Source organism: Rhizobium mongolense USDA 1844, from assembly GCF_000419765.1.
In the GTDB taxonomy this organism is placed as follows: Bacteria; Pseudomonadota; Alphaproteobacteria; order Rhizobiales; family Rhizobiaceae; genus Rhizobium; species Rhizobium mongolense.
On sequence record NZ_ATTQ01000039.1, the window covers coordinates 1 to 26,693 of the forward strand.

Consider the following 26,693-nt stretch of genomic DNA (forward strand, 5'->3'; position numbering starts at 1 on the left):
GACTGCGAGATGAAGAGCGCCGCCGACTGCGGAGACAGCGGGATTTCGCGGTAGCGGAACTCGGAAGCGACATCGATCTCGACCGGCAGTCGGGCATAGCGCTCGAACCAGTATTTGCCGATCAGCCCGGCCAAGTAAGCCGTGCCGCAAGCGGAGACCGCCAGGCTTGGCACCTTGCGAAGTCGATATCGTCGGAAACCGGCAGCACCTGATTATCGATGAAGTTGATATAATGGCTGAGCGCATGGGAGATGACCTCCGGCTGCTCGTATATTTCCTTCTCCATGAAATGGCGATGATTGCCCTTGTCGACCAGATGGGCGGCAGCCATCGAGATCTGCCGTGGGCGCGTGACGACGTTTCCCTCGCTATCGAAGATTTGCACTCCCGTTTTGCCGATAACCGCCCAGTCGCCGTCGATTAGATAGGTGATATCATTGGTGAAGGGAGCAAGGGCGATCGCGTCGGAGCCCAGGAACATCTCGCCGTCGCCATGGCCGATCACCAGCGGTGGACCATTGCGCGCCGCAATGATGGTCGATGGATCATCCTGGAATAGGATGGCAAGCCCAAAGGTGCCCTTGCCGCGCTTCAGCATAGCATGCATCGCCTCCTGGCACCCCATACCATCCCGCCGGTATTTTGCCAGAAGTTGGGCAACGACCTCGGTGTCGGTGTCGGTCTGGAACTCCGCCCCTGCCGCCGCCAATTCGTCCTTCAGTTCGGCGAAATTTCGATGATGCCGTTATGGACGACGGCCACACCGTCGCTAAAGTGCGGGTGCGCGTTGCATTCTGTCGGTGCCCCATGGGTTGCCCAGCGCGTGTGGGCGATGCCGATGGTGCCACTCAGCGGCTCTTCCTTCAGTCTCGTCTTGAGATTGACGAGCTTGCCCTGTGCACGGCGGCGATGCAAGGCGCCCTCGGTGATGGTCGCAACGCCGGCCGAATCATAGCCGCGATATTCCAGACGCTTTAGCGCGTCGACCAGCCGCTCCGATACTGGCTGTTGCCCAACGATGCCAACAATCCCGCACATGTTCGTCTCCGTATTTATCCCGGCAGCCTTAGCCGACGCAGTAATCGCGAGGACGGACACCCGCCCGGCGCGATCTCCTAATAGCATTTGGCAAGATTGGTAAAAATTGATTGTAGCGATAACTATCATCCATCCTATGGATACATTGAGATGCGTTTGAGGACCTTGATCGTGGCGCTCGACCGAACGGGGCGCTCGACCGAACGGGGCGCACGGCCGCCCGAAGCACCCACGCCAGTCAGCCGGCCGTGAGCGCAACGATCGCGCGGCATCGCACCTATTTCGGCGACGAACTGTTTACAATGCAGGGCCCAAACTAGCCCGGTAGCAGCCGTACGCCGCTCTACGGCACACCTGCCCGTCTAGCTCCCTACCGAGGAATTGAAACCTCGTTGCTCGGGTCGGCCTGGTGCCGAGCGAGGATGCGATCTTGCTGGTAGCACTATCGAAACAATTCGTTGACCCAGTTGTGATAGCTCATCGCAGGACTAAACCCGCCGCCGCGTGACAGCGCCCAATGGGGTTGACTCGATTGCGTGCGCTGCTGTGAGGTTGCATTTGGCCATCAGAGCGTCGAACCGAACGGAGGAGATTGGATCAAAAAGCCTGAGGCGCATATTGGTGTATCCGTTTGGTAAATAGGACGCATGAAAACAAATAATTTTACCGCACTTACCGAATCCTCCTAGGACACAGTCATTCTAACCGGTGCGGAAGTGAATAAGGAGTAGCCGGGCGACACCGACTATGGGACTGCCCTTAGCGACTGAAACGGAGAAAAAATTTGTCTGATGCAAAACTGCAGAGCGTACTTTCCTGTCTTTCGCAATTGGGCAGGCAGCTGGATCCTTTGCCGTCCATGACAGCACCGGATGCTAATTGCATCAAACTAAACACGAATGAGAATCCGTTCGCGTTGCCGTCACCCGTAATGCAGAGCGCTGTTGCGGCCCTCGAACGGCAGTATCTATATCCAGAAAATGACAACATCGGCTTGAGGGAAGCAGCCGCCAAAGCCTATGATCTCTCCAGGGATCAGGTGATCGCTGGGAACGGATCGTCTGAACTTCTCGGGCTCATCTATAGGGCATTCCTTGCTCCGGGTGACACTGTGGCGATGATGTCGCCAGGGTTTTCGTTCAACCGCAAACTGGCCGCGCTGCAGGATGCTAAATTTCTCGAAATCGGATGTGGCGAATTGCAATCATTGCCGATCGAGCAATTGCTTTTCGGCCCTGCAAAAGATGCTAAATTCATTCTCTTAGCTAATCCGAATAACCCGACTGGGACATTTGTTCCGATTGCCGACATCGAACGCCTTGTAGCACAATCCGACCGCTTGATCGTAGTGGATGAGGCCTACGTGGACTTTGCACCTGACAGCGCTCTGCGTCTCATTAACCGTTATTCGAACCTTCTGCTCTTAAGAACATTTTCGAAAAGCTATGCCACCGCCGGCATTCGCGTTGGGTTCGGTCTCGGTCATCCTGAGATCATCGGCAGGCTGCGCAATATCCAGAACGTCTTCAACATGAACGTGATAAGCCATGCGGTTGGAGTCAGCATCTTTTCGCATCGGCCCGCCTACGAAGAGAATCACAAACATATTAGGGATGAAAGAGAGCGAGTGAGCGCTACGCTCACGCAACTTGGATTCTCCGTAACTCCCTCGCAGGCAAACTTCTTGCTGGCCCGTGTGCCAGCTGGACGAGACGGCATCTGGTGGCAAACCTCCTTGGAACGGAAAAAGATACTCGTTGCCGTCTTCCCTGATAAGGGTCTGAAAGACTGCATCCGCGTTAGCATCGGTACAAAAGCGCAAATGGACGCGTTTTTTGAGGCGGTCAATGACATTTTGAGGGCTGAGAGTTCTCGAGCGTCGGCCGTGAAGCCGCATTAGTCTCTGCTCTGTGCTGTGCGGCAAGGTGGTACGGCGAGATCCGCACAGCTTTGGCCGATTGTCTACACCTTCGAAAGTAAGGTCCCATAGGCCGGCTTGCTTCAGTGAATGCCGGTGCTTGCCAATGCCTTACCTCAAGGTGTGCCTCCGTTCTAACTGCAAACCCTGAGCACCTGGGCCGATATCCTTGGAAACCGTAAGAATGCTTCGTGGGCAGAGCGGGGGCGGCGCCTACAACACAGGTGCCCAACGTCGAGATACCTCAATGGTCTGGTCCCAGCCGGAACAACACTCAAAGGCAAGCATAAGTCATCTCGAGCCAAGTTTCCAAGTCTTAGATCGCTTGGATCACGCCTGAAGCTCTGTGCATGAAAGTTGGAGATAGCGGAATGAGAAATGCCTTTTCTTCTAAGCTAACCGTTGGCATCTTTGATCACTTGGACGACGACGGTCGCGATATCGCACAACAATACGCAGATCGCTTGAGATTAACAGAGACCTGTGACCGGCTCGGTTTTTATGCATATCATCTCGCAGAGCACCATTGTACCCCGCATGGGACGGCCGCATCGCCGAATTTGTTCCTATCGAGCGTCGCACAGCGCACCCGCCAACTTCGTGTCGGCCCCCTGGTCATGCTGCTTAGCCTTTATCACCCGCTGCGCGCGTTTGAAGAGATCTGTATGCTGGATCAATTGAGCGGTGGTAGGCTCGAGCTGGGCATAGGGCGCGGCTCTCTCCCGGCCGAATTGGGATATTTCGGGATCGGTGCAGACGCGATGCCAGAGTGCTACGTCGAAGCGAGCGAAATCCTTGTCGAGGCGATGAAGGGCGGCACCCTATCCTACCAGGGCCACCATTTTGAGCTAAACAACGTCCCTTTGACACTGCGGCCTCATCAGCGTCCGCATCCACCTACATGGATCGCCACGAATCGCCCCGAGTCTGCGTGTTGGGCCGCTGCGAATGGCGCGAATATCGCGTGCCTAGGACCTGCGTCGGGTGTTCGCAAAATAACTGATGCCTTCCGCTCCCATCGAGGGAAAATCGCTGACGCGGGCGATGAATCGCCCTTTCTCGGATTGCTTCGAATGGTAGTAGTCGGACGTTCTGCTAAGCATGCCTATTCGCTCGCGGCACCTGCTTACGAACGATGGCTTAAGAGCTTCAAGTTCCTTTACGATGTCAATGCGATTCCAATTCCACCAAACCTGCCGCTGACCTTCGATGCAGCAATCGAGAGTGAATTGTGCGTGGTAGGAACGGCAGCTTTTGTGCGACGGACCCTCCTTGATCAATTGGAACAGGCGGGCGCCAACTATCTTCTTTGTCAACTCGCGTTTGGAGATCTGCCCTTGGAGGATTCCCTATACACCGCCGTGGCCATTCAAACCGAAATTATGGATCGAGTTGGCTGACTGTGGCAATAGCCTGCAAACTTAGGAATGTGGAAGCGCCGCTTGACCTTCCCGTGCAGCCTGCGGGAACTAATGGTAATTAGTGCCTCCATTGCGCTACCATGCGCCCTCGCACTCCCGCAAATTGAGGATGTCGCGGCGCTGAGGAATCGAGGCATCCCCAATTGGATAGATGGTGTACAGAGTCAGGCGGGCATCGACTGCTTAACAGCGAGCAAATATCTGTCGATTTGTTCTTGGCCGGCTAGCTTTATTGATTTGCGACAAGGAAAGGCTAGTCGGGCGGCGGCATAAGGCCCCTCACAAACCTTAATGACGGAACTGATGATGTCTGACTCCCTGATTGAGAAATATGGAGACGCTCGGCTGCCGCGATACACGAGTTATCCTACCGCCCTGGCTTTTTCTGCAGCCGTCGGGCCCGACGATTACGCGAAAGGCCTTGCGGAAGTGGGCATTGCCGGACCCGTCTCAGTCTATCTCCACGTGCCTTTCTGTCGATCCTTGTGCTGGTATTGCGGCTGCCATACGAGTATTACGCGACACGACGCACCGGTCATCGAATATCTGGATGTCATGAGCCAGGAGATCGAACTTGTTGCTTTCGCTGCGGGCAACGCCGTGCCTGTCAAGAACGTACACTTCGGAGGCGGTACGCCGAGCATTGTGAACCCCGATGACTTCGCGCTCCTGATGAGGAAGTTGAGGAGTGCGTTTCAGTTCGAGGACGCAGCTGCCATCGCAATTGAGATCGACCCGCGGACCCTCAAAGCGGCGATGGTCGATGCATTGGGTGAGAACGGCGTCAATCGCGCGAGCCTCGGCGTGCAGAGTTTTGATCCCGTCGTGCAGGCGGCGATCAATCGTATTCAAACGGTCGATCAGACGGAAACGGCAGTGAGCAGGCTGCGTGCTGCGGGCGTCTCCAGTATCAATTTCGATTTGATATATGGCCTTCCACATCAGACCGTCCGGTCCTGTGTCGATACTGTAAAACTTGCCATAGAGATGCGGCCGGAACGGCTGGCGGTTTTCGGCTATGCCCATATCCCCTCCTTGAAGAAGCACCAGCGTCTCATCGAGGATAAGACGCTTCCCGATGCGGGGCAACGCAACGAACAGGCCGAGGCGATAGCCGGCGAGCTGGTTAAGGCGGGATATTCAAGGATTGGTCTGGACCATTTCGCGCTGCCGGAAGACGAGCTTGCCCTTGCATCGAGAAACGGAACGCTACGGAGAAATTTCCAGGGCTATACCTCCGACAGCTGCGATACCCTCATCGGCCTCGGCGCTTCCGCCATCGGACGGCTTCCAACCGGCTACGTTCAAAATGATGTGCCGCTTGGTCGTTACGCTGAGCGTGTGAACTCCAGCGTGCTGCCTACCGCGAAGGGATACCAGCTGACGCGCGAGGATAATTTCCGCGCCAAGGTCATCGAACGCCTGATGTGTGACTTCGAGGTCGATCTTGCCAGCTTGAGCATGGAGTTCGGATACGATCCTGGCTTCCTTGTAGAGCGAAACGAGAGCCTGAAGGAGCTGGAGGCGCAGGGCGTCGCATTCATCCGCGATGGCCTGATCACCGTAGAGCAGAATGCCCGGTTCATGGTGAGGGCGGTGGCGGCCGCTTTCGATGCCTACTTCGGGTCGTATGGAAGGACACACAGCAAGGCCGCTTAGCTGGAAATAGAAGCCCCAATTTTCCAGCCTTCCCCAGTTTTCGCGATGACGATAAATCGCCGGGTTGCGGCATATTGCGGCAAAGCGCTCAGCAGTCTCGATATACCAGAGAGATCAGCGCAAATTGCTCTGCCAGAAATTGTAGTGTCGGCACGACATGGACGGACGTCTGAGTAGAACCAGGAGTTGATCATAGTCGCATTTTAGGGAGTTACATTTCGTTGAATTGAGGTGGGTGCTGATGTTTCCGTCATGGAGGCTTAGGTTAGAGACGATTTGGCCGAGCTTCTTTGAGCGAACGCAAGGAAACGGTGCGTCTTCCGTCCCATGGTTTTTGCATAGGATAAGGGGATGACAGACGCGCAGATGGGCCTTTCCATAGTAACGCAGGTGATCATGCTGTTCGCGATTGCCATATATCGCATGGGAGTCCTGCAGCGGACAGGCATCGTTTCGGCCGCTCAGGCAGCCATCGCGATCGCGGCTAGTCTGTTCCTGCGGAGGTAGAGAATGAATATGCAGATCCCGCCGGATTTCTCGGAACTGAAAAGGTCCTACGCTCAGCTGCTGGCTTGGTGCGGCATCCTCGAGGCGATTGCCGACTTTCTTCCTTGTCGTGTCGATGAGGCGGTCTGTAACCATATGGCGACAGATCTGATGCCGCTATTGGACCGGATGTATCAAATGGAAGAGCGGCTTCTCTCTGGTGGTTTAAGTCTTATCACGAGCGACTGCGAGCAAATAGATGCCGAACTGCGACGGAAAACGAGCAGGAGCATGAACCGGGATGCTGCACAGCAGGTGACCACCGCATTTGAGGCGCTGAAGAGTGGCAGATGCCATCTCTCCTCAGATGCCACCGCCTATATGTTCCGTTCATTTCTCCACTCGATGCGAGGGCATATTAAATCTAAGCAGGAGATCATGAGGGTGATCGCCACGTTGTCTGATCTATAGCGCAGGCAATCTGAATCAGCGACGATTCTCATCTTGTTTGCCGCGCGGCACTGAGCAACGTGCTGTTCGGCAGGCGGTCGATATTGAGTTATCTTGAGAGCACGGTAGCCGCCCGTCCCCTTGAATGGCTGAAGCTATGACATCTGCAGCAGCCTTGAGGCACGGAAGTGTGACTTGCAATTAATATGGATTCTGGCGCGGGTGGCTGCCTACCTGGGCGGAACCTTTTCAGCAGTTCTTGCGCGCTATTATAGGCTCACACCAAAATCTGATCTGGACTTTGCGCGGGGATGGTGTGCATGGATCGCGTCACCATTCCCGCGGCCGAGGCCGTTACTGGGTCACTTGCGCGAGGTCTGCATTCAGCCGCTTGCGCACCGTGTTCGGAACCTGTGCCATCTTGATTGCATCAAGGTTGGATGGATTGTCGCCCACTTGGATGAGCACAACCATCCCCATGCGTGCGTGCGGCGTGCATTTAAGTAGATAAGCACCAGGAATGTCGAATTTTGCCTGGTACTGCTCACTCGGCTTCGACTTGAATTCCGGAGCACCTTCGGGGATCAGTCCCTTGAAAGTCTCCACGTTATGGCCCTTGTCAGTCGGTACGAATGTGACCGTATCGCCGGGTGCGATCTTCACGAAGCTAGGTTCAAAGACCATGGCGTCCCCTCGCGCACCTTTGTTCAGCATCTGAATTTGATGTTCTGCTGCCATTAACGGGGCTGCAATCAGCGCTGCCGTTGCAGCGGTAAGACCGAATTTAAAACGCATCTCCATATCTCCTGTGTTTCGAGGTCGGCTTGACCTCGGCCATAGGGATACAACGGGGAGCTGCTGCGCTCGTTGACGGCGATCAAATTGGAGCGAGTCCCGCTGTTTTGTTTCGGCGTGCATCGCGGGGAGTATTATTCGTCAGCTTGGAAGCATATGCAAACATCTGCAATATTATAGGAGAACGCCCCGAATCGGGGGGATGACTTAGGTCGAAACCGTGTCGAGAAGTTCGCGTATATTGTGGGCAAGTTGCTTTGCGGAATAGGGCTTGCGTAGCCATCTTTGTGCGGACACCATGTCGCGGCCCGCCACGCCAGGCTCGGAATATCCGGAGGTCAGCATCACCGCTATACCCGGTCGCAGGATGCGGGCCTTCCTCGCAAGCTCATCGCCGGTTATGCCGCCAGGCATCACGATGTCAGTAAATAGCAACGCGACATTTTCTTCGCGCGTGAGTATTTCGACGGCTCGCTGCGCGTTCTCCGCTTCCAGGATATTGTACCCCATCGACGAGAGCCTTGCGACCACCACGCGGCGAACACGGGCGTCATCCTCAACGACCAGAATTGTCTCTGATCCGCCCGGTAGCGGTTCCGCGACAGCAGGCTTTTCCTGGATGCATTCCGGCTGTTGGCTCGCTGCCATGGCAGGCAGATAGATCCTGACCGTGGTGCCGCGGCCAACTTCGCTGTAAAGCTGGAGATGCCCACCGGACTGCTTGACGAAGCCATACACCATGCTGAGACCGAGGCCAGTGCCTGAGCCCGCCTGTTTCGTGGTAAAGAACGGTTCGATGGCGTGCTTCTTGACTTCGTCCGTCATGCCGAGGCCGGTGTCGCTCATCGAGATCAGGACGAAATTGCCACTCCGGACCTCGGGATACGTCTTGGCGCAATTGTCATCGAGATGGACGCGCGAAATCTCCATCGTAAGGCTCCCGCCCTTTGGCATGGCATCTCTTGCATTTAGTGCAATATTCAAAATTGCGTTCTGCAGCTGCGAGCTGTCGACCAAAACACCTAGTCCTGAACCCGCGATAACGGTGGATAATTTGATATTCTCTCCGAGCGTCCGGCGAAGCAGATCGGAAAAGCCGGTGACGAGCTGTCCAAGATCATCAAACTGCGGATTGAGAGGCTGGCGCCTGCCGAATGCCAACAACTGCCCAGTCAGCTTCGCTCCGTCCGCGGTAACTTCCTGGGCTTCCTGCAAGATGTCACGAAGACGGCCTTGCGGAAGCTTGTCTTCGATCATCTCGAGATTGCCACTGATCACGGTCAAGAGGTTTCTGAAATCGTGGGCGATTCCGCCCGTCAGTTGTCCAAGTGCCTCCATCTTCTGAGCCTGCCGGAGGTCTTCCTCGATTCTGTAACGACTGGTGAGATCCCGCACGAAACCGGTAAAGATGCGCTGCCCGTTCCCGGCAGCCTCGCCGACATGCAGTTCCATGGGAAACTGTGTGCCGTCAGCGCGCTGACCGGTTACGACAAGGTCGTGGCCGATGACGCGCTTTTCGCCTGTCCGGAGATAGTGCTCGATATAGCCGTCATGGTCATTGTGGTACGGGTTCGGCATCAGCTCGCTGACATTGCGCCCGCGAACATCATCCGCCGGCATGCCGAATAACCTTTCGGCGGCCCTGCTGAACGACAGGACATTGCCTTCGTGATCGATGACAATCATCGCATCAGGGACCGTATCCAGAATCGAAGTCAGGTGTGCCTCGCGCGCGGTGACCGCCTCCTGAGCCAGTTTCAGGGCGCTGATGTCATTGTTTGCCTGGATGATCGCAGAGCCGCCTTCGAGAAGATTCACGAGAACGCGTCTCGACACGACATGGACATCATGCCCGTTCTTATTGCGATGGACGACCTCGCCCTGCCAGAAACCGCGGGATTTCAGCTGGCTGCGGATGCTTTCGATCGGTTCCGGAGAGCGGGTCGCCAGGAGCTCGTGCACGGTTTCGCCAACGGCTTCTTCGCGCATCCAGCCATACATGTTTTCACAGCCGATCGACCAGTGGGTTATCACTCCGTCGAAGCGGTGGATGATGATATCCGCTCCATCCAAGACATGTACCATTGCATCGAGTTCCTGATAGGATGCGGTTCTCGGCGAAACGAGACGATGTGGCATGGCTGAGGACCTGGCGTTGACTTGCGCTAATGGAGCCTAACGCTGTGGCACGTTTTTTCCAAAAAATCATCAGCATTGCCCGACAGCTGAACCACACGGCCCAAATTCATGATCCTCAAGGCATGCCGGCCTTCGGGAACCACGATGTTGCGCGACGCAAGCTTTGTGATGGTCCGTGAAACCGTTTCGATGGTGAGGCCGAGGTAGTCGGCGATATCCTGGCGATTCATGGGAACGCGCAGCAGGCGATGATTGAGGTCGTTTTCGGCGTGTGTCGCGAGATTCAGGATGAAGCTGCAAAGGCGTTCTTCTGCATTTTTCTTCGACCGCAGCACCATGTGATCCTGCGCTGCTGCCACTTCACGGCACAGCAGGGCGATGTACTCTGGCCGGAGGCACTCGCAGCGGGCGATTTCATCGAGGAAGGCCTTCCTGGTGATGCGGCGAATTTTGCATTCCGTAACCGCTTCTGCAGTGAAAAGGATATCGCTTTGAAGAGACGCACCGATGAGGTCACCGGAAAAAAGAAACGCGGTGATGACGCGCCGACCCTCTCCGATGATACGATGCAGACGCACAACGCCTTCGGTGACCTGAAAAAGATGTTTGACGCTATCACCCTCCCAGCAGATCGCCTTGCCCGCAGCGACCGTTTCCGTAGCGGACAAAAGGAAGAGGGAAGATAGCGACCTCGCCGTGCGAACCGGCTCGTTTGTAAGTTCGACGTTTTCGAAAGCCGCATTCTTCTGCATCAGCATTGATCGTGTTCCCGTGGTCAATGAGGACATCTGACGTTAGCCGAGTCACACGGGAATGATTGCGGCGTGCCAAAAAGTGAGAGTTTGTAACAGTTTGTAACAGCCACGGCAGTCGGTGCCAAACAAGCGCTTCGTTGATTTAGATCAAGGAGCCGGCGCCCGGTCCATGACAGTGCTGTCCATAGTAGCGAGAGAGCCGGCCGCCGTGCGGTCGTCTGCGCAGTGGGACGACATTATGAAATACACAAATGAAACAATGGTGGTTTATGTTGGCGCGTTTCTAGCCTTGCTCGGCGCAGCATTCGCTCACGATCATCTCTTCGCTGTCCATATGGCGATACTGTGCTTCTGTCTATTCGCAGGCACTATGCTGCTCATGAGGAAGTTCGATTTTTCACCTGCCGGACGGCAGCATAAGGTCGACACGTCCGGCTATGTTGACGAAGTCATACGTTACGGCCTGATCGCGACCGTCTTCTGGGGCGTCGTAGGCTTCCTCGTCGGCGTTATCATTGCGGCGCAGCTGGCGTTTCCGGAACTCAACGCCGCGCCTTACCTTAACTTCGGGCGGCTGCGCCCGGTTCATACCTCCGCAGTGATCTTTGCGTTCGGCGGCAACGCCCTTATTATGACGTCCTTCTACGTCGTGCAGCGTACCTGTCATGCGCGCCTGTTCGGCGGCAGTCTGTCCTGGTTCGTCTTCTGGGGCTATCAGCTTTTCATCGTCATGGCTGCCACCGGCTACGTTCTCGGAATTTCGCAGGGTCGTGAATATGCAGAGCCCGAATGGTATCTCGATCTCTGGCTGACGATCGTCTGGGTCGCCTATCTCGTCGTCTTCTTGGGAACGATCCTGAAGCGCAAGGAACCGCACATCTACGTGGCGAACTGGTTCTATCTCGCCTTCATCGTCACGATCGCAATGCTGCACGTCGTGAACAACCTTGCAGTTCCCGTCTCTTTCCTGGGATCGAAGAGCTACTCGCTGTTTTCTGGCGTCCAGGACGCGCTAACGCAGTGGTGGTATGGCCACAACGCCGTCGGCTTCTTCCTGACGGCCGGCTTCCTCGGAATGATGTATTATTTCGTTCCCAAGCAGGCGAACCGCCCGGTCTATTCCTACCGGCTGTCGATCATCCATTTCTGGGCTCTGATCTTCATGTATATCTGGGCGGGGCCGCACCATCTGCACTACACTGCGCTGCCGGACTGGGCCCAGACGCTCGGCATGGTCTTTTCGGTCATGCTGTGGATGCCTTCGTGGGGCGGCATGATCAACGGCCTGATGACGCTGTCGGGCGCCTGGGACAAGATCCGCACCGATCCCATCATCCGCATGATGATCATGGCAATCGCCTTTTATGGGATGTCGACCTTCGAGGGTCCCATGATGTCGGTCAAGACCGTCAACTCACTCAGTCACTATACGGAATGGACGATCGGTCACGTCCACTCGGGCGCGCTTGGCTGGGTCGGCATGATCACCTTCGGTGCAATCTACTACATGACGCCGAAGCTTTGGGGGAGGGAGCGCCTCTACAGTCTTCGCATGGTTAATTGGCACTTTTGGCTGGCAACTCTTGGCATCATTATCTACGCGGCCGTTCTTTGGGTCGCAGGGATCCAGCAGGGTCTGATGTGGCGCGAGTATAATTCGCAGGGCTTTCTCGTGTACTCCTTCGCAGAGACAGTGGCCGCAATGTTCCCATACTACGTGCTGCGCGTCGTCGGCGGCGGCCTCTACCTCGCCGGCGGTCTCGTGATGGCATGGAACGTCTTCATGACGATCCGCGGCCGCCTGCGGAACGAGGCAGCTATTCCGACCACTTACGTGCCCCAGACGCAGCATGCCGAGTGAGGTGAAAAATGGCATCGATATTGGACAAACATAAAATCCTCGAGAAGAACGCCACACTCCTTCTGGTCTGCTCGCTCCTAGTAGTCAGCATCGGCGGCATCGTCGAAATCGCTCCGTTGTTCTATCTCCAGACCACGATCGAGAAGGTGGAGGGGATGCGGCCATACACACCGCTCGAGCTAGCTGGCCGCAACATCTACATCCGCGAAGGCTGCTACGTCTGTCACAGCCAGATGATCAGGCCGTTCCGAGACGAAGTGGAGCGTTACGGCCACTATTCTCTCGCGGCCGAATCCATGTTCGACCATCCATTTCAGTGGGGATCGAAGCGAACCGGTCCCGACCTGGCTCGTGTCGGCGGCCGCTATTCGAACGAATGGCACTTCCAGCACCTCTCCGATCCGAGAGCAGTCGTGCCTGAATCGATCATGCCCAAATACGCGTTCCTCAAGAAAAACGAGATCACTGCCAGAGTCGGCATGGATGATCTCAAGGCCAACGAGGACGTCGGAGTGCCTTACACGGACGACATGCTTGCCGAGGCCGAGGCTGACATGAAGGCGCAGGCCGATCCGAGCGCCGACACTACCGCGCTCCTCCAGCGTTATCCGAATGCAAAGGTCGGCGACTTCGATGGCGATCCGTCGAAGCTAACCGAAATGGATGCCCTGGTGTCCTACCTGCAAATGCTCGGGACGCTGGTCGACTTCTCGACCTATGACGACGCCACCGGCTACCGATGAGGTGAACCAATGGAAACTTACACGGCAATGCGGCACTTCGCCGACAGTTGGGGCCTTCTGTCGATGGCGGTGTTCTTCCTAGGCGCAGTCGTCTTCACGCTCCGTCCCGGTAGCAAGCAGTCCGAAAAGCAAGTCGCCGCTATTCCGCTGGAGGATGATTGAGATGTCGAAAAAGCATATCGATGAAATCAGCGGCGTCGAAACCACGGGACACGACTGGGACGGCATTCGCGAACTCAATACCCCGATGCCCAGGTGGTGGGTATGGACATTCTGTGCGACGATCCTCTGGGCGATCGGATATGCCGCCGCCTATCCGGCAATCCCAATGATCACGTCCGCCACGAAGGGGTACATTGGCTTCTCGAGCCGTGGCGAGCTCCAGCAGGATCTCAACTATGCCAAAGCCGGAAAGATGGCGTTCCAAGAGATGATCGCGGCTAAGTCCGTCCAGGAAATCGACGCCGATTCGGCCCTTCGCGAGTTCGCGATCGCCGGCGGGGGTTCTGCATTCAAGGTCAACTGCGTACCTTGCCATGGCTCCGGCGCTAGCGGCGGACCGGGATTTCCCAATCTTAACGACGATGACTGGCTATGGGGCGGCGATCTCAAGACGATTCAGACGACGATCGCCCATGGCATTCGCTTCGACGGCGACGCCGACACGAACGTCTCGCAAATGCCGGGCTTCGCCGACATCTTAAAGCCGGAGCAGACGAAGCAGGTCGCAGCATATGTGTGGGGCCTAACCAACATTCCTTCCAATCCGGCACTCGCCGAATCCGGTAAGCAGATCTTTCTCGACAACTGCGCGGCCTGCCACGGCGAAGACGCCAAGGGCAACGCTGAGATAGGCGCGCCCGACCTCGCCGACGCGATCTGGCTCAAAGGACGTGGCGAGGATTCGATCGTTCGCCAGGTGACGGCTCCCAAGCACGGCGTGATGCCAGCGTGGGGCGGCCGCCTAGGCGATACGACCATAAAAGAACTGACGGTGTTCGTGCATTCGCTGGGCGGTGGGACCTGAAGAAATACGATATGACTACCCATGATTACAACCCGCTTTTCACTCTGTACGGCGCTCCGCGCGCGGTCGTACACGCCCGCGTCTCAGTGCGTGCCAAGCCGGACGATGTAAAGCGAGAGCAGGGCAATCCGGAAAAAATCGGCAGTTCGAGGTGAGTTTGACTTGCGTCAAGGAGCACGCAACGACCAGCCGATAGATTGCCATTTGTGAGGAAGTTCCCAGCGGGCACTCTCCCCCGTAGTTCCTCACGAGGCCACGCCACCCGTCCACAGGGGCGTGGCCTTCTTTTTTGACCTGGATCAAGGAAGGATGCTGCCGAAAGTCGCACAAGGGCAGGTGAAATGGAACTCGTCCTATGAACCTCTGCACAGCGCCAAATCCCCCCAAGGACGTCGAACGGCGCCATGCAGAGCCTGTAGACGCCCGACGCAACCGCCAGCCGCTCTACACGGCGCGGAAGAAGGTATTTCCCAAGCGGGCCGAAGGAAAGTTCCGTCGGTTCAAATGGATCATCACCTTGATCACGCTTGGAATTTACTATCTGGCCCCGTGGATACGCTGGAACCGCGGACCTTACGCACCGGATCAAGCAATACTGGTCGATTTGGCCTCACGGCGTTTTTTTTTCTTCTTCATCGAGATCTGGCCCCAAGAGTTTTACTACGTGGCGGGCCTGCTTCTCATGGCTGGATTCGGCTTGTTCCTGGTCACATCCGCTGTCGGACGTGGCTGGTGCGGTTATTCCTGTCCGCAAACCGTGTGGGTCGATCTCTTCCTTGTCGTCGAGCGGGCGATCGAAGGAGACCGAAACCCCCGCATGAAGCTCGATGCCGGCCCCTGGACATTTGAGAAGCTTAGAAAGCGGGTGGCGAAACATGCCCTCTGGCTGACAATCGGCGTAGCCACGGGCGGCGCGTGGATATTTTATTTTGCCGACGCACCGCAGCTTATGAAGTCTCTCGTGACAGGCGGGGCCCCCGCAGTGGCTTACGCCACGATCGCGACCCTGACTGCGACCACCTACACTTTCAGCGGGCTGATGCGCGAGCAGGTGTGCACGTACATGTGCCCCTGGCCCCGCATCCAGGGCGCGATGCTGGACGAAAACTCTCTAGTCGTTACCTTTAATGATTGGCGGGGTGAACCGCGTACGCGCCATGCCAAGAAGGCGGAGGCATCAGGTCAGGCTGTAGGAGACTGCGCCGACTGCAACGCCTGCGTGGCCGTCTGTCCGATGGGTATTGATATCCGTGACGGCCAGCAAATGGAGTGCATCACCTGCGCGCTTTGCATCGATGCTTGCGACGGCGTGATGGACAAGATCGGCAAGCCGCGCGGTCTAATTGCCTACGCCACTCTCAGCGATTATTCGAGCAACATGCGCCTTGCAACCGATGGCGGCAGATTGCCTGTGCAGCCGGCGCGCGTCCGAAATGCCGAGGGGACATTCGTCCGTGCGATCCGGCATTTCGACTGGCGCATCATCTTCCGTCCACGCGTGGTTTTCTACGCCGCCGTTTGGGCGGCGATTGGCGTCGGGATGCTTGTCCATCTGGGCCTCCGCGAACGGCTGAAATTGAACGTCGTCCATGACCGCAATCCGCAGTATGTACTCGTATCCGATGGCTCGGTCCGCAACGGCTACACGCTCAGAATTCTGAACATGGTGCCCACACCCAGAAAGGTGAACGTGCGGCTGGAGGGCCTGGACGGCGCAACCATGCGCATCCCCGAGATCAGCATGCTGGATGGGCGTGCCTTCATCATCGACGCCGAGCCTGACGCGGCGACGACCCTCAGGGTATTCGTGACGCGGCATGAGACCGAAACGCCCGTCAGTGGCTTCCTGTTCGTCATCGAGGACGCCGACCACACGGACAGGGCTCTTTACAAAGCCGCATTCAACACTCCGGGAGAAGCCAGATGACCACACAAGTTCCTGCACGAGCTTTTACAGGCCGCCATATTCTTTTGATCATGGTGACGTTCTTTGGAGTGGTGATCAGCGTCAACGTCACTATGACTTGGTTTGCGTCTTCAACCTGGAGCGGGCTCGTGGTCGAAAACACCTACGTGGCCAGTCAGCAGTTCAACAGCAAGGCAGCTGCGATGAAGGCGATGGCAGCCTCCGGCATTGCCGGAACACTTTCCTTCAGCGCTGACGCAATCCATTACGACATCCGCAAAAAGGATGGCTCGCCCGCTGCCGTGGACGAGGTCGCTCTCAATTTCAAACGGCCGGTCGGAGAGCACGAGGATTTCCAGCTGCCCGCTGAGAAGATCGGAGAAGGAAAATTCGTAGCCCGTCACATCCTGCCTGAAGGTGACTGGATAGTGGAAATCACCTCCCGGCACGGGGGAACTATGGTGATGCACGAGGCAAGACGTATCGGCACCGCGGAATTTGGCAAATGACCTGCTGCACGATGGACGCCGAAAGCGCGATGGCCCTCAGCGACACGACTCCTAGTGCCGAGGAAATAACACTGGCGAGCCATTCGCTCGGCGATGCGCTGCGCCAACTCGATCTGAGCGTGCCCGATATCCACTGCGGCGCGTGCATAAGCACGATCGAGCGTGCTTTGGGGCAGCTACCTTTCGTCAGAAAGGCACGCGTGAACCTGACGGCGCGTCGCGTGGCATGCATCTATCGCGAGACGATGGACGGCGATCCGGTCAACCCAACTGAGATCATGGCAGCGATCAGCGCTGTCGGATACAGGGCACATCTGTTTGCGCCGCTTGCAGGCGAGAATGACAAACCGAAAAACCAACTGCTTCTGGCAGTGGGAGTATCCGGTTTTGCGGCCGCGAACATCATGCTGCTGTCGATTTCGGTCTGGTCCGGAGCGGATGCCGCTACTCGCGACATGTTCCACTGGATTTCGGCGATGATCGCCGCTCCGGCGCTTGTCTATGCCGGGGGCTTCTTCTTCCGCTCGGCATGGAATGCGCTCAAGCACGGCCGGACGAACATGGATGTGACGATCTCGCTGGCAGTGGCCCTTTCCTATGCCGTCTCGCTTTGGGAGACGATGCACCACGGCGAGCATGCCTGGTTCGATGCTTCGGTCTCCCTGCTGTTCTTTCTGCTGATCGGAAGGACGCTTGACCATATCATGAGGGAGAAAGCCCGTGCGGCAATCAACGGATTGGCCCACCTTGCTCCGCGCGGTGCTCTGCTGATCCAGCCTGATGGGTCCAAACGCTACGTGCCCCTCGAAGATATCGCCGTCGGCGATGAAATTTCGGTCGCGGCAGGCGAGCGTATTCCTGTCGACGGCGTCGTGGCAGGCGGCGCAAGCGAAATAGATCTGTCGATCGTGACCGGCGAGAGCGCTCCGGTTGCCGTCGCCGGGAATGACGAAGTCAGGTCGGGTGCGATGAATCTCACCGGCTCGCTCATCTTGCGCGCCACAAGCACGGTCAAGAATTCATTGCTTGCGGAGATCATTGCTCTGATGGAGGCCGCCGAAGGCGGCCGGGCGCGATACAGACGCATCGCAGACCGTGCAGCGTCGGTTTATTCTCCCGCGGTCCACTTGCTGGCGCTCATGTCGTTTCTCGGCTGGGGTGTATTCGGCGGCGACTGGAAGCAGGCGATGCTCGTGGCTGTTGCCGTGCTGATTATCACTTGCCCGTGTGCCCTGGGTCTGGCGGTTCCCGTTGTCCAGGTGGTTGCCGCCGGCGAACTTTTCCGCAGGGGGATTATGGTGAAGGATGGCTCGGCATTGGAGCGATTGGCCGATGTCGACAGCATTGCATTCGACAAGACCGGCACACTGACGATGGGCGTTCCGTATCTGATCGAGGTCGAATCCGCTGATGAAAAGAGTTTGGCGGTGGCCGCCGGCCTGGCCGCTCATTCGCGGCATCCGCTGGCGCAGGCACTTCTTCGCGGTCCCGCGGCAACGGCTAGATCCTTCGATCGCGTGACGGAGATCGCCGGCGGAGGATTGGAGGCCGTGACAACGGAAGGCACATATAGACTGGGCAGTTCGTCCTTTGCCCGCGAAGAGTCCCGGCAAACGACAGGCGCAAATGGCCCCTTTTCGGAGGTCGTATTGTCGAAGGATGGGCAGGCGATGGCCCGGTTCTTTTTCGACGACACTTTAAGGCCTGGGGCGGCCGAAGCGGTCTGCGAGCTGAAGGCCGGAGGCCTTGAAACGATAATCGTATCGGGTGACCGGCAGGCAGTCGTCGACAACGCCGCGCGGGTAATCGGCATCGACAGAGCGCTGGGCGGGTTGACGCCGAAGCAGAAAGTTGAGGAATGCGAGCGCCTCGGGACCTTTGGCCGCCACGTCCTGATGGTTGGTGACGGCATCAATGATGCGCCTGCACTTGCAGCAGCCCACGTCTCCATGGCTCCCGCGACTGCTTCGGATATCGGCAGACAAGCCGCCGACCTCGTATTCTTCAACGATCGCCTGACCGCTGTTCCGGATGCCATCGCAGTGGCAAAGCGGTCTGCCGGACTCATCCGTCAGAATTTTGCGCTGGCAATTGGATACAACGTTCTTGCCGTGCCGATCGCAATCGCCGGGTTCGCGACGCCACTGATTGCGGCGGTTGCCATGTCGACCTCTTCGCTGATCGTTATGGCAAACGCCCTGCGCCTGAACAGCTTGAGACAGCGGCAGCAGATAGCTGCAACGACGAGCAGCGCGGAAGACGCGGAGGTGTCGGCCGCATGAATATGCTCGTCTACCTGATCCCCATTGCTCTTGTGATGGGTGGGATCGGACTCGGCGCGTTCCTGTGGTCGCTGAAGAGCGGACAGTACGAGGACCTTCAGGGGGCGGCCTGGCGAATAGTCGCCGATGACGAAGATGACCGTGATGACGGAAGATACCAATAATCTGGAGAAGGGGACTGCCATGCTCGCTGTCAATCCGGCGTTGTTGAATTCTGATCTGTTCAGGGGATTGGAAGAAGATGCACTTGAAGCCTTTATGGGCATTGCCCGGCTTCGAACCGTCGCGCCGCTGCAGCAGATTGTTGCTGAAGGAGATGATGCCAGATCGATGTTCTGCGTCATTCACGGCTATGTACGGCTCATCAAAACGGATCGCGCGGGACACCAGGCCGATATCTATGTCTGCGAGCCCCGGGATACATTCGGAGAATATCTTTTGTCGGTAGGCAAAACCTACGCCTATTGCGCTTGTGCGACCAACCACACGGCGATTGCGGAGTTCGATTTCGGATCTTTGGCCGCACTTCTCGACCGGTTCCCGCCGGTCGAGAAAAACATCACGCGGGCGATGGCGAGGAATTTCCTGGCGGCGGTAGAATGCATCGCTGCCGATCGTCTAAACACTGCTGTGCAACGCGTAGCGAACTACCTCCTCGACCGAGGCTTGCATGATACGACGTCTGCAGTGATCCGGCTTCCTTATCCGAAGCAGGTTCTTGCCCGTAAACTCGGACTGGCTCCAGGGGCTCTCTCTCGCGCGTTCGCCTCCCTCTCCACGTTCGGCATCGCTGTCAGAGGTAGGTATATCCATATCGCCGATGCCGATCTGCTGAGGACGGCATGTTAGGTCGCGCTCTGCGCCTCCCACACCTCACCCGTATGTTGGAGCTGCCGTTGCTGCCGCGATGCGAATGCTGCGTTTCAGCACGCCGGTGCGGCGGACTAGCGCGGAGATCGTGTGCCGTGAAGGTGGAAACATGCTCGAAGCTAAGTTATCTGTAGCGTCAATGCTGCAGTGGGGCAATAAAGCATGGACACGGATCGTATTCTGGTGGTCGACGACGATCCCCGGATAAGACAGATGTTGGTTCGGTATTTCGAAGATAGCGGATACAAGGTGCGCGCAGTCGGCGATGGCGCCGAAATGCGCGCTGAACTGGCCAAGACCGGCTACGCGGCGATCTTTCTGGACCTTGTTCTTCCGAAGGGCGAAAATGGCCTCGAACTGTTGAGGGAACTCCGCAACACGTCCGACGTACCGGTCCTGATGCTGACCGGTCAGGACGACATCACTGACAGGGTTGTCGGTCTGGAATTGGGTGCGGATGACTATATCGCGAAACCCTTCCACCTCCGCGAGCTTCTAGCACGGCTCCGTACCGTCCTGCGCCGCCGCAACGCGTGCCTCACAACCCCCCACTCGTCAGGAGAGGAGGAGTGTTTTCACTTCGAAGGATGGCGCCTGGATATCGGCCGCCGCCGGCTGACATCTCCGTACGGAGAGGATGTGCCCCTGACAACCGGCGAGTTCGACATGCTGCTCGTCTTCCTGCGGAATACCGGGCGCGTTCTTAGCCGTGAGACATTGATGGAAATGACAAGAAATCGCAGCTTCGAGGCCTTCGACCGCGCCATTGATGCTCAAATCGCGCGGTTGAGAAAGAAAATCGAGACCGATCCGAAGGATCCCAGTCTGATTCAATCCGTGAGGGGCGTCGGCTACGTGTTCACCGCACAACTGCGCTAAATGCTTCATAATTGATCGGCGTCAATGTTCGCTCAAGCGCGCGCGTTATGTTCCTTCGAACAGCAACGTCCGACGTCACGATCACTGCCACAGCAGCTTCATCCACTGTCGAAAAATAAACTGCGCCGCGCGAGAGGCGCGTGAACGGGTTGGAAGTGTTCCGGGATCGTTTGGTCGAATGGAGAGGTATTTTGAGGTGGGGTAAATAGGCGAGACCGAATATGAATATGCTTGCGGAAAGTGGCTCCAAGGTTCCCGATGAAGTGGAGCCTTCTACACCAATTTCTTGCTGCCCTTGTTTCGCGGGTGCTAGGTAGCGGAAAAACGAGCGCAGCAATTCTCTCAGCACCTCTGCCTAATTGGCATGGGGCTCATGCGCAACCGGTCAGAACTGGTGATCCGCAATCATCTCGCAAGACCTTGGTTTGTAAGAAGAGCAACATTCCAAAACGCATTCTACGGAGGGAGCATCGGTTAGTCCAACACCTCCCAAAATATGCATGAAACACCAGTCGACCTTGGGCAAAACTTTCGTCGCGAGATCCGCACCATCACGTCGGCTGACTGCTAGCTCAAGGAGCGGGACACCCGAATAAGCCACAGAAAGAAGCAGCAAATGACTTTTAGAACTGTGCTCAGTGTCATGAGAGCGGACGATTCCGATCAAGACGTCAGAACAGCTGCCACCTTATGCGACGAGATCGGCGCGGCTCTTTCCGTTCTTATCATTGGATTTGCTGCCCGTCCGCCGATCAGCGCTGGCATTGACGAGTTATATGCCCCCGGGCATGAAGGGCGTGCATGGAAAATAGGCATGTTGGACAGACGGTGCCGTGAAATCGATGGACTGACGACCGACATGGTCAGGCTGGAAAAGCGGGTTAGGGAAATCGAGACACTGCTGGGAGCCATGCACCTTCGCTGCGAGGTCAACACGCACTATGGCGACCAGGACAGTGTCGGTGACGCTGTGCGACAGCGGGCGCTTTATGCAGATCTAACAATAATCGGACCCTTACTTCTTGGAGACCGTGATCTCGCGCTGTCAGTTATTGACGGCAGTCTGGCCGAAACGGGAAAGCCGCTACTTGTTGTGCCGAAGGGCGCGAAGGCAACTCTGTGCCCACGGCACGTGCTGGTCGGATGGGATTGGCGCGTCGAGGCGTTCCGTGCGGTTCGAGAGGCTACGCGTCTCCTGTCTCGATCGAAGGAAGTTCGTGTCGTGATGTCCGATCGCGGGGCAGCCTGCAACGGAAACCGCGATCCGGGCGCCGAAATCGCTGACTACCTCGCTCGGCACGGTGTTCGGGTGACGGTCGATCGAATGCCGAGCGTCGGCCCATCACTCGACGCGGTCCTTGCGCGGCATGCAGCGGACGCATCCGCGGATATGATCGTCATGGGCGCTCACGGGTACCGGGGGCTGCGTCAACGAATCTTTGGCGGCGCCACGAGATGGATCCCTGAGAAGCTGCCATTGCCGCTGTTTTTGGCTCGATAATTTGCCGCCGGGCACCGATGCTGTTCGACGCATTGTATCCCTTGACTACGCGCCGGACGCGGCAGCTTTCGCGAAGCCAGCGGATCTGAAACTCCCGGAGAAGAAGGACTGCAGCGTTCGGTCTGGCGTGCTTGCCGACATAGTCGTAGAACAGTCTTGCCGTTCTTCCGGAACGGGAATTTCGTTCCCATCCTAGTTATGGCTCCAGGAAGTCGTCGACGCACTCGGTTCGGCCGCCCGATCGAAGCGATTTCTTCGCCTTGGCTCGGAAAAGAATCTGGTTGTCATGGATTTGATGGTCACAATCTTCTCCTGTCCGTTATAACTAGGTCACTAATTTAGGTTGCATGGCTTCATCCGCCACTAGCAGGCCGATTGATAGCCGCTCGCGTTGTCCGATCTCCGACAATGTGTCGAGGCTGCGACATAGAGGTGATTGTTCCAGGGCATTGGTTTAAAACGAGTTTCTCCTTTGGCACGGTCCATGCTTAGCCATCTAGGAACGCCCACTAAGCGTTCGAAACCCTCTACTGCCGTCAAAGGTTAGCGAGTTTTGTCAAGCAACATCGGGGCGTCACTCAATGCGAGAATTTCCACTGAAGCCAAGACCGCTGAATGTGGACCTAGGATCGATGAATGAGGCCCGTAGGTAGGTCACGGGGAGGTTAGCGACCGATTACTGTCAGCCTCCGGCGGCTCGCAGTCTCAACCCGCTATCCCCATCCAGAGAAGTTGTACTTTCGCTATCGACGCAGCTCGAACCACCTCGTGGACGGCACCACTAACGGAGACAAACATGACGATCATCAAAATTGCATATGCCATTATCGTCGCAGGGACTGTCGCGGCGGCTTGTGAAGCTGACGCGTCCGACTTGATCATCGCACCCGATGCGGCCATCCCTAGCCCATGGCAGGTACGCCTGCGCGCGCTCGGCGCCATCACAAACGACTCTGGCCGCGTTGGTGGATTAGCGGGCTCCGACCTCTCTTACTCTGACTCGGTCTTCCCAGAATTCGACATCTCCTATTTCTTCAATGACAATATCGCGGCCGAGCTCATCCTGGGCACGACCTATGCCAAGGTTCACGGTCGTGGCTCAATTGCCGGTTTAGGTGAGGTCGGCAAGACTTGGCTGCTGCCGCCGACATTAACGCTGCAATACCATTTCACCGATTTTGGTGCCTTCCGACCCTATGTGGGCGCTGGCGTGAACTATACAAAGTTCTACAATCAGTCAGGCAATACCGCCGAGAGCCTCCACGTCAAGAACGCGTTTGGCGTGGCCTTGCAGGTTGGTTTCGATTACATGATCGATGATCATTGGGGTCTCAACGTTGACGCGAAGAAGATCTTCTTAAGGCCGAATTTCGACGCTAATGTTGGCGGAACCAACGTCACTGGTAAAGCGAAGCTCGACCCCTTCCTCATCGGCGCTGGCATTACCTATCGCTTTTAATCCGGCTTCGACGACAACAAGCATCCCGCGCGAATCACATATCGAGGGACGGTCATTCGCAGCAGCGCTCCTCGACCGGGCCTACGGCTGAAGTGCTCGTTCAAGTTAGTTTAGCGCGGGACCGTCATGGACCACGCGGCCGGTTTCAGCTTGCCGCGTGACGTCTCTGTGGAAGTCGGGCACCAGTTCATCGATTGCGAGTTTTGACGCCGCAGGAGCGACCGCATTCTGCGATCGCTGTGATCCGATGAGATCGCCGAGAAGGCTCGTCGGAGTTTCGGAATATTATGAGGCCCGTTCAAGGCGTCACCGAACGCGGATATTTGTAGTATCCGACGACGGATTAACGGGGACCTTTTTTTGCCGGCTCTGTCAGAGCTGTTTCTCCATCAGAGCGGTCGCCTCGGCGCAGACTGGCCTATGTATGATCATCTCGTCGCCTTCGGACAGAAGAGACAGCGCGAGCGCGTTGAAGCTACGACGCCTGGTGAGGGAATATGAGCCAACTTCTTCTCGATCATGCCGGTGGCAGATTGGCCGCGGTTGTCGGCGTCGCTGCCGTTCCTGGAAGCAGGGCATTATGAGTTCCGGGATTCGGCTGCTCAGTGCACACGAGAGACATGAACCAAAAATCCGCGTCAGAGCGAAAGTCAGTGCCGATTGACAGTGACCGCGAGGGCATCGGAAAGCCCAGCAGCCCCGACCGTCGAAGCAAAGACACCGCACTAATATCAGCCCTTCCCAAACCCTGACGTACTCTCAACGCCTAGGTGGGTGAAGTCGGGGGCTTTTAACAGCCCTTGACCCGAGCTGGACTTCCCAGGACCTTTGCCCCTGCAGGAACATCTCGGGTGACTACGCTGCCAGCGCCCACGACCGCATTATCGCCAATCGTCACGCCCGGGAGAATGATTGCTCCACCGCCGATCCAGACGTGCCTGCCAATGCGGACGGGTCGTCCGAACTGCAGCCCTGCCTGCCTCTGCTCGGGATCATGCGGATGATCGGCGGTATAAATCTGCACAGCAGGCCCAATTGCGGTTCCTTCGCCAATCGTCACCTTTGCCACGTCGAGGATGACGCAGTTGAAATTGAGGTAAACGTGGGCTCCGATCCTGATGTTAAAGCCGTAGTCGCAGTGAAAGGGCGGACGGATAACCGCTCCAGGCCCGACCTCTCCTAGCCGCTCGCAGAGCAGCACATGCCACTGATCTGCGGGGTCGCCCAGTGTATTATTGTACCGCTTCAGCCAAGCCCCGGTGACCAGCAGGTCGGCTTGGATTTCCGGATCCGCCGCATTGTACATCTCGCCTGCCAGCATCTTCTCTTTTTCACTGCGTGTCATTGTTTCTTCTCAGATCGTGTTTCATAGAGGTGGTCAGTCGTTGGTCGAGCCGACATGCTCTTGTTCGCTCGATCGCAACTGCCCCGGCGACTGCAAGTGTTGGCTCAGAGGAGATAAAGCATTTTTTCCTCCTTAGGCGGCTGGGTCAATCATCGTCTACTCAAGCGGAGAAACATCCTGCCGAATAGGGGAAAGGCAGTAAGCAATCTTGCGCCTGTGCCAGCTCCGAAAGCGGGAGAATGCGGCCACCGGTTTCCTCGAGAGCCAACGCAAGTGCCCGGCGGCGTTCCTTTCGTGCGAGGTCCGTGTAGGTGCCGGTACTGCCGAGGAGACCGATGGAATCGACTTCAGCCGCGCAGAGCCGGGCAATCAGCGCGCGCAGCGCGTCCGCAGCGATCTGACCGTCGCGTTTCATCGGCGTGATAGGAAATTTGGATAGTCCGCTCAAAAATTCATTCCTTACTCCCGATGTTCGTCTCATTCGCCGGTTGGATGGAGATCCAGCAGTATCCGTCATAGAACCTGAAGAGCCTGACGCAGATCGGCGATCAGATCGCTGACATCTTCAAGGCCTACCGAGAGACGGACGAGGTCTTCTCCGACCCCTTCGATCAAGTGAGCATCTTTCCGGATAGACTGGCGCGCCCGGAGTATGCTGGCCGGATGATAGATGAGGCTATCCGTGTCCCCCAGGCTCACGGCACGTGTCACCAACTGAAGCCGGTCCAGCATTGTTCGCGCACCTTCAAAACCCGAGTGAAGGCCGAAAGCAAGCATGCCAGACCCTTGGGTCATTTGCTTGCGCGCTATGGAACGGGATTCGAGGAAGGGATAGCTCACCCAGGCAACGGCTGGATGCGCCTCGAGCATGCGCGCGATCGCAAGGGCCGAAGCACTGTGTCGCTCCATCCGAAGAGACAGTGTCTTCAGTCCCCGCAGAATCAGGAATGCCGAGTGCGGCGACAATGTCGCACCCGTAATGTAGCGCAGGCCGGTTTCTCGCAACATATGAAGCGTTTCAGCGTCTCCAAGCAGCGCACCGCCCAGGGTATCGCCGTGCCCATTGATGTATTTGGTTAAGGAGTGCAGCACAATGTCGGCGCCATGTTCGATCGGCCGCTGGAGCGCGGGAGATGCAAAAGTGCTGTCCACCGCGACCTTTACATTAAGCCCGTGAGCACGCTCTGCGATCGCCGCGATATCAAGAATGGTGCTCAGGGGATTTACCGGCGTTTCGAAGTAAACCAGCTTCGTCTTGTCCGTGATTGCCGCGTCGAGGTTCGACGGTTCGGACAAATCCACGGGAACGACCTTGATCCCGAAGCGAGGCAGGCCCTGCTCTACCATGGCAACGGTATTCGAATACAGCGTGTTATGCACGACGAGCTCGTCGTCCTGCGACAGCAGTGACAGGATCAGGGTGCCGAAGGCAGCCATTCCGGTCGTCACCACAAGCCCTGCCTCAGCCCCTTCCAGGTTGGCGAGCCTCTGCTCAAGAATCTCAGTGGTCGGGTTATATTCGCGGGCATAGAGCCTGCCGCCGTGCGATGCCGCAGCGTCATTCGCCGCCACGCTTTCAAAGCCATAGGTCGATGTCAGGAAGACGGGTGGCTGGACCGCTCTTGAGAAGGCGGCAGGATCGAACGCGTG

The 26,693-nt window shown here is 57.1% G+C and carries 22 protein-coding genes and 3 pseudogenes; 18 read left to right on the top strand and 7 right to left on the bottom strand.

Annotation, left to right across the window (positions count from 1 at the left end; all coding sequences use genetic code 11):
* Positions 1 to 1,038 (bottom strand): annotated as a pseudogene (locus A3C3_RS42115) (isomerizing glutamine--fructose-6-phosphate transaminase); the annotation flags it as partial.
* 150 nt (positions 1,039 to 1,188) lie between these two features.
* Between A3C3_RS42115 and A3C3_RS48795 the strand changes: the two are divergent.
* From A3C3_RS48795 to A3C3_RS40250, 6 genes and pseudogenes are all read left to right on the top strand, one after another.
* A pseudogene (locus A3C3_RS48795) lies at positions 1,189 to 1,349 on the top strand (LysR family transcriptional regulator); the annotation flags it as partial.
* A gap of 473 nt (positions 1,350 to 1,822) precedes the next feature.
* Positions 1,823 to 2,938 (top strand): histidinol-phosphate transaminase, encoded by a 1,116-nt coding sequence (hisC, locus tag A3C3_RS0134370; protein ID WP_028740246.1) that lies wholly within the window; start codon positions 1,823 to 1,825, stop codon positions 2,936 to 2,938.
* A gap of 389 nt (positions 2,939 to 3,327) precedes the next feature.
* Positions 3,328 to 4,356 carry an LLM class flavin-dependent oxidoreductase gene (locus A3C3_RS0134375; protein ID WP_022719045.1) on the top strand — a complete coding sequence of 343 codons (1,029 nt, stop codon included), beginning with the start codon at positions 3,328 to 3,330 and terminating at the stop codon, positions 4,354 to 4,356.
* A 327-nt stretch (positions 4,357 to 4,683) separates the two neighbouring features.
* Positions 4,684 to 6,036, top strand: coding sequence for an oxygen-independent coproporphyrinogen III oxidase (hemN, locus tag A3C3_RS0134380; protein ID WP_028740247.1), 1,353 nt, complete (start codon positions 4,684 to 4,686; stop codon positions 6,034 to 6,036).
* 351 nt (positions 6,037 to 6,387) lie between these two features.
* Positions 6,388 to 6,543, top strand: a complete 156-nt coding sequence (locus tag A3C3_RS46365) for a hypothetical protein (protein WP_022719047.1) — start codon at positions 6,388 to 6,390, stop codon at positions 6,541 to 6,543.
* Between the two features lie 3 nt (positions 6,544 to 6,546).
* The gene (locus tag A3C3_RS40250; protein WP_022719048.1) at positions 6,547 to 6,993 is read left to right on the top strand and encodes a hypothetical protein; all 447 of its coding nucleotides are present in this window, start codon (positions 6,547 to 6,549) and stop codon (positions 6,991 to 6,993) included.
* Between the two features lie 333 nt (positions 6,994 to 7,326).
* On the opposite strand, the gene A3C3_RS0134395 is transcribed toward A3C3_RS40250, so the two are convergent.
* From A3C3_RS0134395 to A3C3_RS0134405, 3 genes are all read right to left on the bottom strand, one after another.
* The gene (locus A3C3_RS0134395; RefSeq protein WP_028740248.1) at positions 7,327 to 7,767 is read right to left on the bottom strand and encodes a pseudoazurin; all 441 of its coding nucleotides are present in this window, start codon (positions 7,765 to 7,767) and stop codon (positions 7,327 to 7,329) included.
* 207 nt (positions 7,768 to 7,974) lie between these two features.
* Complete coding sequence (locus A3C3_RS0134400; protein ID WP_022719050.1) at positions 7,975 to 9,906, bottom strand: hybrid sensor histidine kinase/response regulator; 1,932 nt, start codon at positions 9,904 to 9,906, stop codon at positions 7,975 to 7,977.
* A gap of 26 nt (positions 9,907 to 9,932) precedes the next feature.
* Positions 9,933 to 10,664 carry a Crp/Fnr family transcriptional regulator gene (locus tag A3C3_RS0134405; RefSeq protein WP_022719051.1) on the bottom strand — a complete coding sequence of 244 codons (732 nt, stop codon included), beginning with the start codon at positions 10,662 to 10,664 and terminating at the stop codon, positions 9,933 to 9,935.
* A 235-nt stretch (positions 10,665 to 10,899) separates the two neighbouring features.
* On the opposite strand from A3C3_RS0134405, the gene ccoN reads away from it, so the two are divergent.
* The 12 genes from ccoN to A3C3_RS0134465 all read left to right on the top strand — a co-directional run bounded on the left by ccoN (position 10,900) and on the right by A3C3_RS0134465 (position 23,698).
* A complete protein-coding gene (gene ccoN, locus A3C3_RS0134410; RefSeq protein WP_022719052.1) occupies positions 10,900 to 12,522 on the top strand; it encodes a cytochrome-c oxidase, cbb3-type subunit I in 1,623 nt (540 codons plus the stop codon).
* An 8-nt stretch (positions 12,523 to 12,530) separates the two neighbouring features.
* Positions 12,531 to 13,265: a cytochrome-c oxidase, cbb3-type subunit II gene (ccoO, locus tag A3C3_RS0134415; protein ID WP_022719053.1), complete on the top strand. Its 735-nt coding sequence runs from the start codon at positions 12,531 to 12,533 to the stop codon at positions 13,263 to 13,265.
* A gap of 9 nt (positions 13,266 to 13,274) precedes the next feature.
* A complete protein-coding gene (locus tag A3C3_RS0134420; protein ID WP_022719054.1) occupies positions 13,275 to 13,427 on the top strand; it encodes a CcoQ/FixQ family Cbb3-type cytochrome c oxidase assembly chaperone in 153 nt (50 codons plus the stop codon).
* 1 nt (position 13,428) lies between these two features.
* Entirely contained in the window at positions 13,429 to 14,292 is an 864-nt protein-coding gene (gene ccoP / locus A3C3_RS0134425; protein WP_022719055.1) for a cytochrome-c oxidase, cbb3-type subunit III, read from the top strand.
* A gap of 355 nt (positions 14,293 to 14,647) precedes the next feature.
* Positions 14,648 to 16,219, top strand: a complete 1,572-nt coding sequence (gene ccoG / locus A3C3_RS0134430; protein ID WP_022719056.1) for a cytochrome c oxidase accessory protein CcoG — start codon at positions 14,648 to 14,650, stop codon at positions 16,217 to 16,219.
* On the top strand, positions 16,216 to 16,707 hold the full coding sequence (locus tag A3C3_RS0134435) for a FixH family protein (protein ID WP_022719057.1): 492 nt from the start codon (positions 16,216 to 16,218) through the stop codon (positions 16,705 to 16,707). Before ccoG ends, A3C3_RS0134435 begins: the two co-directional genes overlap by 4 nt.
* Positions 16,704 to 18,989, top strand: a complete 2,286-nt coding sequence (locus A3C3_RS0134440; protein WP_022719058.1) for a cation-translocating P-type ATPase — start codon at positions 16,704 to 16,706, stop codon at positions 18,987 to 18,989. Before A3C3_RS0134435 ends, A3C3_RS0134440 begins: the two co-directional genes overlap by 4 nt.
* Positions 18,986 to 19,153 carry a cbb3-type cytochrome oxidase assembly protein CcoS gene (ccoS, locus tag A3C3_RS0134445; protein WP_022719059.1) on the top strand — a complete coding sequence of 56 codons (168 nt, stop codon included), beginning with the start codon at positions 18,986 to 18,988 and terminating at the stop codon, positions 19,151 to 19,153. The genes A3C3_RS0134440 and ccoS overlap by 4 nt, the downstream gene beginning before the upstream one ends.
* A gap of 19 nt (positions 19,154 to 19,172) precedes the next feature.
* Positions 19,173 to 19,838, top strand: coding sequence for a Crp/Fnr family transcriptional regulator (locus A3C3_RS0134450; protein WP_022719060.1), 666 nt, complete (start codon positions 19,173 to 19,175; stop codon positions 19,836 to 19,838).
* A 183-nt stretch (positions 19,839 to 20,021) separates the two neighbouring features.
* Positions 20,022 to 20,738: a response regulator gene (locus A3C3_RS0134455; RefSeq protein WP_022719061.1), complete on the top strand. Its 717-nt coding sequence runs from the start codon at positions 20,022 to 20,024 to the stop codon at positions 20,736 to 20,738.
* An 814-nt stretch (positions 20,739 to 21,552) separates the two neighbouring features.
* A complete protein-coding gene (locus A3C3_RS0134460; protein WP_233450511.1) occupies positions 21,553 to 22,239 on the top strand; it encodes a universal stress protein in 687 nt (228 codons plus the stop codon).
* A gap of 796 nt (positions 22,240 to 23,035) precedes the next feature.
* A complete protein-coding gene (locus tag A3C3_RS0134465; RefSeq protein ID WP_022719063.1) occupies positions 23,036 to 23,698 on the top strand; it encodes an OmpW/AlkL family protein in 663 nt (220 codons plus the stop codon).
* A 790-nt stretch (positions 23,699 to 24,488) separates the two neighbouring features.
* Here A3C3_RS0134465 and A3C3_RS0134470 read toward each other — a convergent pair.
* From A3C3_RS0134470 to A3C3_RS40255, 3 genes and pseudogenes are all read right to left on the bottom strand, one after another.
* Positions 24,489 to 25,043, bottom strand: a complete 555-nt coding sequence (locus tag A3C3_RS0134470) for a sugar O-acetyltransferase (RefSeq protein WP_022719064.1) — start codon at positions 25,041 to 25,043, stop codon at positions 24,489 to 24,491.
* Positions 25,044 to 25,281: 238 nt separating this feature from the next.
* Positions 25,282 to 25,524, bottom strand: a pseudogene (locus A3C3_RS0134475) (dihydrodipicolinate synthase family protein); the annotation flags it as partial.
* Between the two features lie 32 nt (positions 25,525 to 25,556).
* A partial coding sequence (locus A3C3_RS40255; protein WP_022719066.1) for a trans-sulfuration enzyme family protein occupies positions 25,557 to 26,693 on the bottom strand: 1,137 nt, incomplete at its 5' end.